This is a genomic window from Leeuwenhoekiella polynyae, from assembly GCF_004104075.1.
Lineage (GTDB): Bacteria > Bacteroidota > Bacteroidia > Flavobacteriales > Flavobacteriaceae > Leeuwenhoekiella > Leeuwenhoekiella polynyae.
Genome location: NZ_QOVK01000001.1, coordinates 715,660 through 728,621 on the forward strand (window position 1 = coordinate 715,660; position 12,962 = coordinate 728,621).

The following is a 12,962-nucleotide window of genomic DNA, read 5'->3' on the forward strand; positions in this document are numbered from 1 at the left end:
TCATAAACTTACTTTATTAGTTTTTAAGTTATATACGTATTGAAATAAATTAGATATTCTAACATAGAAAAACGATGAACAGTAAATTTTACATTTAAATGACTTGTAAAAATTAAGATTAGCTGTTTATAACCATCAAATTGAGCAGGGCGGTGCAGGATGAATAGATTATTGAAACTCATTATTTTTCAATATCATTTTCAATTTATTTTTATGAAAAATATATCTGCTTTTTTTCTTGTTTCCATTTTGCTTATCAATACATCTTGTAAGAAAGAGGTATCATCATCTGGGGTTCATAATTTAGTTATAGATACCCAAACAGTGTTAGCACCTTTTGGCAATTTTGAAGTTAAAACTCCAGATTTTAGCAATACACCTCAATTTTTAATTACTGATTTTGGTGCAGTTAAAGGTGATAAAGTAAAAAACACACAAGCGATTGCCTCCGCCATAGATTCTGCAAATGCATCAGGGGCGGGTACCGTAGTCATTCCTAAAGGTGAGTGGTTGACTGGTGCAATCCATTTTAAGAGTAATGTAAATCTTCATGTAAAGGAAGGAGCAACGCTTTTATTTTCAGAAGATCCTCACGATTATCTTCCGGCTGTACTGAGCACCTGGGAAGGTATGGAATGTTATAATTATTCCCCGCTTATTTATGCCTATGCTTGTAAAAATGTAGCTATTACCGGTACAGGAATTTTAAAGGCAAAAATGGATACTTGGAAAGTCTGGTTTGCCAGACCTTCCGGTCATATGCAAAACTTAAAACGCTTGTATGAAATGGCTTCAAACGATATACCTGTTGAAGAGCGTCAAATGGTTAATGATTCAGCTAATTTCAGACCACAGTTTATCCAGTTCAATCGCTGTAACAATGTGTTGCTTGAGAATGTTTCCATCGAGAACAGTCCATTCTGGGTGATTCATCCATATTTATCCTCAGATGTGACCATACGAAATGTACATGTATTTGCTCACGGTCATAATAACGATGGTGTAGATCCCGAAATGAGTCAGCGTGTTTTGATTGAAGATTGTGTTTTTGATCAGGGAGACGATGCGATCGCTGTAAAGGCTGGTCGTAACCAAGATGCCTGGCGTCTCAATACACCGGTTAAAGATGTAGTCATTCGTAATTGTCTGGTTAAAAACGGTCACCAACTTCTGGCGATAGGTAGCGAATTGTCAGGCGGGGTGGAAAATGTGTATATGGAAAATTGCGAGGTTGAGCCTAACGCTAAGCTGAATCATTTACTTTTCATCAAGACTAACGAACGCCGCGGAGGCTATGTCAAAAATATCTTTATGGAAAACATCAAAGCTGGTCGTATAGATAAAGGCGTTTTAGGAATTGAGACAGATGTGTTGTATCAATGGAGAGATTTAGTGCCTACTTATGAACGCAGATTGACACCCATTGAAGCTGTTTTTATGAATAAGGTCACTGCAACTCATGTTGATTTTGTTTCCCGAATTTTAGGAGATGCCGAAATGCCCATTAAAAACATCGAGCTAAAAAACATAAAGGTAGATTCTATACGAGATCAGGAACTGATTCACAAAAATGTTTCCGGATTTACCCGTAGCTAGTATTGAGCAGTCTATAATGATTTACACAAGAAAAAAATGAAGTCTGAAGTAGCAGTACTACTTCAGACTTCATTTTTAGTTATTCTTAAATTCGGGCATTTATTTTTCATAGTTCTCAAGAATGATTCATTGATTTTATAGAATCTATATTTTGTTTAAACTACTGGTAATTTAATTTGATATAAATGTTAAAAATTTAAGTTTTTAAGATTGTTTTAAGATATTACTGCTGTTTAATCAATTAGTTTAGAGCCTATCCTTTCAGGTCTTATCTTAAATTCCACCGCGGAAAACACTTTTCTTTTTAGAAAATATTAAGATTTTGATTTTTAAGGCTAAAGCATCATTAATCAAAACTTATCTGTTTTTATGAAAAGAAGAAACTTTGTTCAACTTACTGGTCTTGGAGCAGGGGCATTAATGTTACCTGTCTCGATGATGGGTAATGACATTGCTGCTGAAGCATTATTAGAACCCGGTCTGGATCTGTTTACCAAAAAATCCTTAGCAGATGTAGCATTGAATACAGCACGTTCTCTAGGTGCTTCCTATGCAGATGCACGTATAGGCCGTTACCTCAATCAATATGTTTTTACCCGTGAAGATAAGGTACAAAACGTTGTGAATACCGAGTCTTTTGGGGTGGGTGTTCGTGTCATAGCAAACGGTACCTGGGGTTTTGCATCAACAAATGATGTGAGTGATGCCGGTATTAAAAAAGCAACACAGCAAGCGGTTGCTATAGCAAAGGCAAATTCAAAAATACAAACAGACCCTGTGGTTTTGGCTCCCGTTGAAGCTCATGGTGAAGTGAGTTGGAAAACACCCTTAAAAAAGGATTTTAGAGAAGTACCGGTTTCTGAAAAAGTGGAGCTGTTGCTTGATGCAAATGCTGCTGCAATGAATGCAGGAGCCAACTTTGTGAATTCGGCTTTGTTTATGGTAAATGAGCAAAAATATTTTGCCTCAACAGATGGATCATACATCGATCAGGATATACATCGCATCTGGCCAACATTTGGTGTCACCGCCATAGATAGAGAAGCCGGTAAATTTAAATCTCGCCAGGCAATGAGTGCTCCTATGGGAATGGGATATGAATATATGGACGGTCTCGAAAGTGAAAAGCTAATGAGTCCGGCAGGATTCAATCTGTATCGTAACAGTTATGATATTATAGAAGATGCAACTACTGCTGCAAAACAGGCTAAAGAAATGCTTACTGCAGAATCTGTACAACCGGGTAAATACGATTTGGTTTTAGAGCCTAATCACCTTGGGTTGACTATTCATGAATCAGTAGGTCACCCTCTGGAGCTTGATCGTGTTTTAGGATATGAAGCAAATTATGCCGGAACCAGTTTTGCCACTCTAGATAAATGGAAATCCGGAGACTTTAAATACGGTAGTGATATTGTGAACATCGTGGCAGATAAAACACAACCGCACTCTCTTGGTGCTGTGGGATATGATGATGAAGGGGTGAAGACTAAGAAATGGGATTTAATTCGTAACGGTATTCTGGTCAATTACGAAGCGATTCGGGATCAGGTAAGCATTTTAGATCAGAATGAATCTCATGGATGTTGTTATGCACAAAGCTGGAATGATGTGCAGTTTCAGCGTATGCCAAACATATCGCTTGAAGCCGGTAAAGAACCGTATTCTGTTGAAGAAATGATCAAAGATGTAGAAAAAGGAATTTATATCGCAGGTCGTGGTAGTTATTCCATAGATCAGCAACGCTATAATTTTCAGTTTGGTGGTACGGTATTTTATGAGATAAAAGAGGGTAAGATTGTAGGAATGCTTAATGATGTTGCCTACCAGTCTAACACCCAGGAGTTTTGGAATTCCTGTGCAAAGATTTGTGATGAGGGCGACTACAGGTTGTTTGGGTCTTTCTTTGACGGGAAAGGGCAGCCTTCTCAGGTAAGTGCTGTTTCTCACGGTAGTTCTACAACGCGTTTTGACGGTGTGAATGTGATTAATACAGGAAGATCTGTCTAAATTCTTTTATCTAACTAATTAATACAAAGTACAATGGCAATATATACAGAAGAAGAATCACGTAAGATATTAGAGAAGGCAATGAGCTTTTCTAAAGCTGATGCGTGCGTGATTAACCTTGGCGGAAGTGAAAGCGGCAATATTCGTTATGCCCGGAACACGGTTTCTACAGCTGGGCATCAATCTAATCAAAGTCTGGCAGTGGAAGCTAGCTTTGGAAAGAAATCTGGCACAGCAACTATAGATGAATTTGACGATGCTTCCCTAGAGAAAGTAGTGCGTCGTGCAGAAGAACTGGCGCAACTCTCTCCTGAAAACCCAGAGTTTATGGAGCCGTTAGGATCCCAAACTTATGATGAGTCGGTGAGCTACTCAGAAGCTACGGCAAATACAACTCCGGAATTTAGGGCGGACGTTGCAGCAAAAAGTATCAAACCTGCAAGCGAAAAAGAGGTAACCGCAGCTGGTTTTTTAGATGACGGTGCCGGTTTTAGCGCAATGCTCAACTCAAACGGACTTTTCGCCTATAATAAGTCTACAAATGTTGACTTCACTGTGACGATGCGTACCAATGATGGTACGGGGTCTGGTTGGGTGACGCGTGATTATAATGATATTTCAAAGTTTGATGCTGAAGAAGCTTCTGCCATAGCAATTGATAAAGCGGTGATGTCGCGCGAGGCAAGGGCTATTGAACCGGGGCGTTACACGGTGATACTGGAGCCTGCTGCTGCAGAAGAGTTACTGGGTAATATGGGACGTGCCTTTAATGCACGTACTGCAGATGAGGGGAGAAGCTTTATGTCTAAAGAAGGCGGCGGAACAAAGTTGGGAGACAAAATTGTAGATGAGCGTGTGACCATCTGGTCAGATCCTCTGCATCCAGATGTGCCCACTTCAACCTGGAGTGGTGATGGTTTACCACGCAAAAAAACAATGTGGGTAGAAAATGGAGTGGTAAAAAACCTGGCGTATGACCGGTATTGGGCATCGCAACAAGGGGTTGATCCGGTACCGTATCCCAGCAATATGATTATGCAAGGCGGTGATGCTTCGCTTGATGATATGATTAAACGTACAAAACGCGGAATTTTAGTGACGCGTTTCTGGTATATTCGTTCAGTAGATCCACAAACCCTATTGTTTACCGGTCTTACTCGTGACGGAACGTTTTACATTGAGAATGGTCAGATCAAATACCCGGTGAAGAATTTCCGTTTTAATGAGAGCCCTATCATCATGCTCAACAACCTGGAAGAGTTGGGTGAGCAGGTCCGCGTTAACGGCAACCTTATCCCGTATATGAAGATTCGAGACTTTACATTTACCAGCCTTTCAGATGCTGTGTAAGTATTTCATACAAACAGAAACTGGTTACTTTTTTAAGTAGCCAGTTTTATTTTTTCCAAAGAAATTACTGAAGTCTGACTTTTGGTAAAATCAAACTTCACCAATACATTTTAACCCCTCCTTGCTTACATTGAACAACGATTTTTTCTTCACAAGACTGCAATACGAGTCGGGCGACTGGGATGTTGACCAGCGTATGCCGTCTAACCTCCTCAATTCGCTGGTGGAATATACAACGCTTAAAATAGATACTCGGGAAAACATCATTTCACTAAGTAGCGATGCAATTTTTAAATGTCCGTTTTGCTACATTTCGGGGCATAAACTGGTACAGTTTACTTCAAAAGAGCGGGAAAATTTTGAGAAGTACGTAAACAACGGCGGTTTTGTGTTTGCAGATGATTGTAACCACGACATAGACGGACTTTTTGCTAAATCTTTTGAACGGCAGATGGAAGAGATTTTTGGTCCGGATGAACTCCAGAAAATTCCCAATGACCACGAAATTTATTCCTCTTTTTTTGAATTTGATGACGGTCCGCCTACAACCTCTCAGGAGCTTAATGGCTGGGGTGATGATCTCGTTCATGAATACCTTAAAGCTATTGTTGTCAATGGCAGAATAGGAGTTTTGTATAGTAATAAAGATTATGGTTGCGAGTGGGATTACGACTTTAGAAATAAACGATTTTATAGAATAGACAATACACGATTTGGGGTGAATATTGTGATGTATGCCCTTACCTCTTAACTTAAAAATATGGATAACGAATTGGTGAAAATCGAGCAGGAAGTTAATAGCCTTACAGCAAAGATTACACAGCTCAAACAAGAAATCGGCAAGATAATTATAGGGCAAGAAGAAACGGTAGAGCAGTTGTTGATTACCTTTTTGGCGGGTGGTCATGCATTGCTTGAAGGTGTTCCCGGACTTGCCAAAACCTTGATGATTCGCACGTTGGCGCAAGCCATAGATTTAAAATTTAAGCGTATTCAATTTACGCCAGATTTGATGCCATCAGACATTATAGGAACCGAAATCCTTGAAGAAGATCAGACCACCGGGAAGAAATTCTTTGAATTCAATAAAGGACCTATTTTCTCAAACATCATACTGGCTGATGAGATTAACCGTACTCCACCAAAAACTCAGGCTGCTTTGCTTGAGGCTATGCAGGAATTTGAAGTGACCTACTCAGGAAAAACCTATTCTTTGGATAAGCCATTCTTTATTTTGGCAACACAAAACCCTATTGAACAATCCGGAACTTTCCCGTTGCCGGAAGCACAACAAGACCGATTTTTACTGTACATCCGTATTGGGTATCCTACAGAAACCGATGAAACTGCGATTTTAAAAGCGACAACAAGTTCTAAGAAAGCTAAAGTCAATTCGGTGATTTCTGGTGAGGAGATTATTCGTTTACAAGAGTTGGTTCGTGAAGTTCCCATAAGTGATGATTTAATCGCTAAGGTGAGTAAACTAATACGTGCCACACGCCCGGAAACAACACCAGATGATTACGTCAAACAATGGGTGAGCTGGGGAGCCGGTCCACGTGCGGGGCAGGCGATGATTTTAACAGCAAAAGCAAGAGCTTTAGCACAAGGTCGACTCTCAGTAACCCCGGCCGATTTAAAGTTTGTAGCGTTCCCTGTTTTGCGCCATCGCGTAATTGTGAATTTTAAAGCCGAAGCAGCAAACATCAATACCGATAGGGTTACTCAGAAACTAGTAGACACAATTTTATAACCGATGCAAACCAACTATCAAGAACTCCTAAAACCCGAAATCCTGCATGAGGTGTCAGGCCTAAGCCTGCTGGCTCGGGTTGTAGTTGATGGATATTTGCAAGGTTTGAACCGCAGTAAAAGTCTGGGTAGTGGTATGGAATTCAGTCAGTACCGTGGGTATGAACCGGGCGATGACTTGCGTTTGCTAGACTGGAAAATGTTAGCGCGTTCTGGACGCTATTATATCAAACAATCTGAGATAGAATCTCAAGTTTCGGTGAAGTTTATTCTTGATGCGAGTAACTCCATGTTGCATCAGGAAGGGAATCTGACAAAAATGGATTATGCCCGGATTCTTGTGGCAAGTCTGTCTTATCTCGCACACAAACAGGGAGATGAAGTCGGTCTTTTTGCGTTAAGTGAAAGCAACTTAACCACGATTTACCCTAAAGCCAGTGTACAACATTTTAACCGGCTGTTAGAGGAATTGATCCGTATTGAAACTGTCGGAAAATGGCCGCCTCATGCTATTACAAATGAGCGTCTGCATGAGCGCGGCCGCAAGGAACTGATATTTTTTATTACGGATATGTATGAGCACGGGGATGAACTTTCAGCATTCACAAAAGCTTTGAAAACGTCTCGAAATGAGGTCGCAGTACTGCAGATTTTAGGTAAAGATGAACTGAATTTTGAATATAGCGGGACGGTAACTTTTGAGGATTTAGAAACGGGTACAAAATTAAAGGTGGCGGCAAAAGAAGCCCGAACACATTATTTGGAAAACCTAACTAACAAACTAAAAAAGACCGAAGAACTGTTACTGAATCAAGGCATAAGCCATCAGGTATTTACAATGGGTGAACCGCTTGGAGCAACTCTCAATTTGTTTTTAAAAAAACGCATAAACTTAGTATAATATGTTTTTTGCTAATCCACTGTATTTATGGGCTTTGTTGGGACTTGCTGTTCCCGTGGCGATACATTTGTGGAGCAAAAGTGAGGGTAAAACAATCCAAGTGGGTAGTATCTCCATGTTTCAGGAGTCTGAAACTACACAAAGTAACAGCCTGCATCTTAACGAGTGGATTTTGTTGCTTTTGCGCATGCTTGCCGTTGCGTTGCTGGTGTTTATTTTGGCAGAGCCTTTCGCTAAAGCACAAACAAAAAAAGAAGATTTAGTCTATCTCGTAGAACCTGGTTTACTAGAATTACAATCTTTTAAACTCGTGCTTGACAGTCTTGCTGAAAAGCAGGAGGTGAAGCTCTTGCAAAAGGACTTTTCTACGTATAAACCCGAGGATACATTAGTAGATAACAGCACGATAAATTATTGGCAACTAGTTCAAGAACTTCAAGAGTTACAGGCTGATCGTATTGTGGTGTATTCACAATCTTTAGCAAAAGGTTTAAAAGGAAAGCGTCCCGAAATTCCTGAACATATAAACTGGATAACGATTGATTCTACTGCTGCTGTTGATGAGGTTCTGCAGCTGCGTCAATTGCAGGATTCGGTTGAAGTTTTAAACCTGCATAGCACTCGTGACAAACTGTATTTTACTAAGGAATTTATAGCATTAAAGAAAGCTCAGGATTTGAATAAAGGTATTGACCTTATTGCTACCGACACCCTTTCTATTTCTTTTTCAGCAACAGATTCGCTGACCTCGCAGATCCCATTTTTAAAAGCTGGTTTTGAAGCCTTAAACAGTTATCTGAATCAACCTATAGTTTTCAAGCAGATTGAGAACCCTGCTGAAATTGAAGCAGAAACAGCTGTTTTAATTTGGCTGCAGCCCAATAATCCACCTGAAGTTGACGGGATCACCTTACTATTTAATCCTGATGCATTTGCAACTCATTTGGTTGAGCCGGTTGATGCTAAAAACTATGTGTTGACTCAACTCATTACACGTAAGCATGCAGTTACAAACCATCTCCCTGAACAGTTGTTGCCATTACTCAACCTGCATCCGGAACTAGCGATCGAAATTGCTAAATATGACAACAGAGTAGCTTCTTCCGAAGAGATACAACCTTTAAAAATTGATGGGGATAACCAGATCGATGAAGCATCGATGATCCCTTTTACGCCGTGGTTTTGGCTGGCTCTTGTACTCGTTTTGATCGTTGAACGCATGGTATCCCGAATACGAAAGCAATGAGGAGTACCGGGCAACATAAGGTTTTAAAATTTAAGCAACGGTGGCAAACCCATTTGTGGTTGCAAGTGGTATTGCTTGCTTTGATCCCTGCTGCTACGCTCTATATATTGTCGTTTCAAATAGCCCTAAGTCTCTTTATTTTTATGCTAATGGGCTTAATCGGACTGCTGTTTTTTAAGCCTTTTTCGGTACCTATTTCACGTGTTATTCAATTTGTTGATGGCAATTTGCAAAATTCAGAATATAGCGCAGCATTGGTTTTTCAACCTAAAGAAGAGTTGACGCGTTTAGCGCAAATTCAACGTTACAGAACCGAAGAAAAAATAGCTGCAGAACTTAAAAGTTTACAACCACCGGTACATTATAAGCGTTTTAGTATCTGCCTTTTGGGAGCTCTTGCAACCCTACTAATTGTGTTTACCGTTTTTAAAGCAACAGATACACGGTCACTGAATTATTCTGTAAAACCTGAAAATGAAATGATCGTTCGGGCGGTTGATTCTTCTGAAGTGCAACAAATTCCTCCTAAAATCATCAAGCAATCGGTAAAGCTGCGTTATCCTGCATACACTTCCTTAGGTTCAAGAAGTACTGAAAGTATGGATATCAAAGCACTTGAAGGTTCACAGATCACGTGGAGTTTGCAGTTTGATCAGAAAGTAGATTCTGTTTTTATGGAAAGTCAATCAACACAGTATTTGATGCAACGCAACAGAGATACGTATCAAAGAAGTCAACACGTCTCAGCTTCCGGTTTTTACAATTTTAAGTTTGTAGATACGCTGGGCAACGTCTATATATCAGATTTGCATAGCATAGAAACCATGTACGACGAAGCACCACAAGTCGATATATTCAATTTAGACCCATTTACTTCTTTTGAACCCCAGGATGAAAAAACAATCCGTTTTGAAACTCAAATCACTGATGATTATGGTATTGCCGATGCGTTTATTGTTGCAACGGTGAGTCGGGGCTCGGGAGAATCGGTGAAGTTTCGGGAGGAGAAAATTGCATTTAATTCTGCTATAGCAACAGGAACTAAACAGCAATCGCTTTTACAAAAAATCAATCTGGATGCTCTTAACATGGAGCCGGGAGATGAACTCTATTTTTATATTCACGCGCAAGATTTAAAAACGCCTAAACCTAATATCACTCGAAGTGAAACCTATTTTGCCGTGATTAAAGACACGACCCAGTATGAGTTTGTGGAGGCCGGCGGGATGGGAGTAGACCTGATTCCTGATTATTTTAGAAGTCAGCGTCAACTCATCATTGATACCGAAAAACTGATCAAAAACAAGTCTAAACTTAGTACTAAAGCGTTTAATGCTACCAGTAATGAACTGGCATTTGACCAGAAAAGTTTGCGGTTAAAATACGGAGAATTTATGGGGGATGAAGCAGAAGGTGGTCTGGCTGCACAGCAAGGAGACCCCGGAGCGATTGAAGCTGAAACCGATGATCTGCTCGCAGAATACGCACACAAGCATGACGGTGCTAATGAGCATAATCTTGTGGAAGATGAGCATGAGCACGAAGAGAAAGAAGGGGAAGAGGAAAATCCACTGGAAAAGTATGTGCACAACCACGATGATCCTGAGGAATCGACGCTTTTTGCGAAGTCGCTTAAGCGTAAGCTGCGAGCGGCATTAAACATTATGTGGGATGCTGAGTTGCATTTGCGTATGTATGACCCAAAACAATCGTTGCCGTATCAATATGAAGCCTTAGAACTGATTCAGGAACTAAAAAATAGTTCCCGTATTTACGTGCATCGCATCGGGTTTGACCCGCCACCTATAAAAGAAGATAAGCGCTTGAGTGGTGAACTCAAAGATGTGGATAGTTTTACAAAGCAAGAAGATTTTAAAGAATCTGAAAACTTTAAAGCTTTGCGGAAAGCGATTAACAGGTTAGAACAATTGATTGCACATCAAAGGGAAATAACTTCTGTAGATCAAGAAACTTTTGAAGCGGCAGGTAATGAATTGGCCGCTTTGGCGATAGAGCATCCGGGAAATCACTTAGAGACTTTGCAACAACTGCGGTGGATTTCTAAAAACCTGAATACCCAAGTTGAAGATTTAAAACGTTTACAAAACGGACTCCTAAAAGCATTACCCGAGCAGGAAGCAAATCCTTCAAAAATAAAGTCACATTATAGCAAATTAGATGCGTTGCTGGTTAAAAAGTTAGACGCTGATGAGTGATTTTACTTTTATAAATATCGATTATTGGATTCCTGTGCTGATAGGGACAGTTGTTCTTTTTGTGGTTTTTTTAATTAAAGAATGGTCTCGAAAAAGCAGCAGTACTTTTGTGATACGCATCGGGGTTGCTATGGTAGCGATTTTAGCTTTAGCGGTTTTAGCATTGAAGCCGGCAAGTAGGTTTGAAATCGAAGGCAAACAAGGCGTTTTGTTGACCCAAGGTTATCAAGAAAGTCAGTTGGATCGTCTTAAAAAATTGAATCCAAAGCTCGAGGAAGTGATTTATAACGATCATATACTACAATCTCAATTGGATTCTTTGCGTAAGGTATTCATTTTGGGAACCGGAGTTCAACCCTACGATTTCTGGCAGTTAGCAGACAAAAATGTAGCATTTTTATCAGGAGAATTTCCTGCCGGTATCAACAACGTGAATTATAAAACGAGTGCGGTTGAAGGTGATGCATGGAATGTAAAAGCACAGTATGCTAAACCTAACATAGGAAATCAAATTGTATTACAAGCGCCCGGAAATCTAGCGCTTGATTCTGTAAGATTCAACAGAAGTCAGGATACGGTTTTTTCGCTTCAAGCGAGATTAAAAGCACCGGGCAATTTTGTATATGAGTTGGTAGAAAAAGATTCCACCGGGATTGAAATTCAACGCGAACCGCTTCCATTACATGTGCTTCCCAAGCAGCAGTTGAATATTTTAATGCTTAATGCCTTTCCTACTTTTGAGATCAAGTATCTGAAGAACTTCTTAGCAGCATTGAATCACAAAGTTTTAGTTCGCAACCGCCTGACGCAAGGTAGATTTAAATATGAGTATTTCAACCGGGAACGGGAAACACTTCAAAGTTTAAATGCTACAGCTTTAGAAGCTATAGATCTGTTGATTCTAGATGGTGGAGCCTGGAATTCGCTTTCGAGAAAAGAACAGCATACGGTTCGTACAGCAATAGAGCAGGAGGGATTGGGTGTTTTTCTAATGCCAGACGAGAATTTGTTTTACGGGAATCAACCGCTGTTGAATTTTAAGTTTACGCGTACGTCACTAAGCGAAATTAACTTAGAAAACGGAGTGCGTGTCTCAACATTTGGATATTTATTTAATCCCAGCTCAGATATAAATGCGACTTTAAAAAGTGGAAATTCTTTACTGGCAGCTCAGCGATTTTTGGGTTTTGGTAGCGTGAGTACTACAGTATTGACAAATACCTATGCCTTACAGCTTAAAGGAAATAAAGCTGCTTATAAAGCGGTGTGGAGTGAACTTTTAAAACCAGTTTTAAGAGCTGAAGATGAAGTGGTGTATTGGGAGGATTCTCACCAGTCGGTTTATAAAAATGAACCCTATGACATACAATTCAGGACCACGTTAAACGATTTTAAAGTACAAGATGCGAGCGGAGCTTCACTTCCTGTTTCGGGAGATCCTGATATTGAAGATCTGTGGAGTGTTACTTTTTACCCAGAACAATCCGGCTGGTATCAATTGCAAATCGCAACAGATTCTATTGTTTCAACCCATTCTTATTATGTTTTGGATTCTTTAGACTGGCAGGCAAAATCATCCAGAGCGCGAATACTGGCAAACGAAAATTATTTCAAAAGCAGCGCTCCTGAAGAAACTCCAATTTATTTAAAACAAGCTATTAACCCGTTGTATTTCTTTATGATTTTCTTTCTGGCAATGGGATATTTATGGCTGGAACCCAAACTCGCAATGGATTAAAAAGATTGTTGTTAAGACGCTAAATCTTAAGGTTTTTCTTAAAAAACGATGTATTGGGTTGTTTATTAGGAAAGCTTTAGTATTTGATGCTAAAGTATGATTAAGACATCTTGTTTAGCGGTTTATGCTTTGTAAATTAGAGGTATAAATAAG

General features: G+C 39.8%; 9 protein-coding genes. All 9 read left to right on the top strand.

The genetic code is table 11. From position 1 onward, the window contains the following. Window positions 1-213 precede the first annotated feature (213 nt). The 9 genes from DSM02_RS03040 (at window position 214) to DSM02_RS03080 (ending at window position 12,809) form a co-directional block, all read left to right on the top strand. Window positions 214-1,596, top strand: a complete 1,383-nt coding sequence (locus DSM02_RS03040) for a glycoside hydrolase family 28 protein (RefSeq protein ID WP_128764248.1) — start codon at window positions 214-216, stop codon at window positions 1,594-1,596. 369 nt (window positions 1,597-1,965) lie between these two features. After that, complete coding sequence (locus DSM02_RS03045; protein WP_128764249.1) at window positions 1,966-3,606, top strand: TldD/PmbA family protein; 1,641 nt, start codon at window positions 1,966-1,968, stop codon at window positions 3,604-3,606. Between the two features lie 33 nt (window positions 3,607-3,639). Beyond that, entirely contained in the window at window positions 3,640-4,956 is a 1,317-nt protein-coding gene (locus DSM02_RS03050) for a TldD/PmbA family protein (RefSeq protein WP_128764250.1), read from the top strand. A 130-nt stretch (window positions 4,957-5,086) separates the two neighbouring features. Then, window positions 5,087-5,707 (top strand): DUF4159 domain-containing protein, encoded by a 621-nt coding sequence (locus DSM02_RS03055; protein ID WP_128764251.1) that lies wholly within the window; start codon window positions 5,087-5,089, stop codon window positions 5,705-5,707. 9 nt (window positions 5,708-5,716) lie between these two features. After that, a complete protein-coding gene (locus DSM02_RS03060; RefSeq protein WP_128764252.1) occupies window positions 5,717-6,709 on the top strand; it encodes an AAA family ATPase in 993 nt (330 codons plus the stop codon). Window positions 6,710-6,712: 3 nt separating this feature from the next. Continuing rightward, the gene (locus DSM02_RS03065; RefSeq protein WP_128764253.1) at window positions 6,713-7,609 is read left to right on the top strand and encodes a DUF58 domain-containing protein; all 897 of its coding nucleotides are present in this window, start codon (window positions 6,713-6,715) and stop codon (window positions 7,607-7,609) included. A 1-nt stretch (window position 7,610) separates the two neighbouring features. Continuing rightward, entirely contained in the window at window positions 7,611-8,855 is a 1,245-nt protein-coding gene (locus tag DSM02_RS03070) for a BatA domain-containing protein (protein ID WP_128764254.1), read from the top strand. Further along, window positions 8,852-11,071, top strand: coding sequence for a tryptophan-rich sensory protein (locus DSM02_RS03075; RefSeq protein ID WP_128764255.1), 2,220 nt, complete (start codon window positions 8,852-8,854; stop codon window positions 11,069-11,071). Before DSM02_RS03070 ends, DSM02_RS03075 begins: the two co-directional genes overlap by 4 nt. Then, entirely contained in the window at window positions 11,064-12,809 is a 1,746-nt protein-coding gene (locus DSM02_RS03080; protein ID WP_128764256.1) for a hypothetical protein, read from the top strand. The genes DSM02_RS03075 and DSM02_RS03080 overlap by 8 nt, the downstream gene beginning before the upstream one ends. Window positions 12,810-12,962: the final 153 nt, after the last annotated feature.

Excerpts from the sequence above, each read along its gene's own strand:
- DSM02_RS03040 (WP_128764248.1), top strand. The coding sequence starts at position 214 with ATGAAAAATATATCTGCTTTTTTTCTTGTTTCCATTTTGCTTATCAAT.
- DSM02_RS03045 (WP_128764249.1), top strand. The coding sequence starts at position 1,966 with ATGAAAAGAAGAAACTTTGTTCAACTTACTGGTCTTGGAGCAGGGGCA.
- DSM02_RS03050 (WP_128764250.1), top strand. The coding sequence starts at position 3,640 with ATGGCAATATATACAGAAGAAGAATCACGTAAGATATTAGAGAAGGCA.
- DSM02_RS03060 (WP_128764252.1), top strand. The coding sequence starts at position 5,717 with ATGGATAACGAATTGGTGAAAATCGAGCAGGAAGTTAATAGCCTTACA.
- DSM02_RS03065 (WP_128764253.1), top strand. The coding sequence starts at position 6,713 with ATGCAAACCAACTATCAAGAACTCCTAAAACCCGAAATCCTGCATGAG.
- DSM02_RS03070 (WP_128764254.1), top strand. The coding sequence starts at position 7,611 with ATGTTTTTTGCTAATCCACTGTATTTATGGGCTTTGTTGGGACTTGCT.
- DSM02_RS03075 (WP_128764255.1), top strand. The coding sequence starts at position 8,852 with ATGAGGAGTACCGGGCAACATAAGGTTTTAAAATTTAAGCAACGGTGG.
- DSM02_RS03080 (WP_128764256.1), top strand. The coding sequence starts at position 11,064 with ATGAGTGATTTTACTTTTATAAATATCGATTATTGGATTCCTGTGCTG.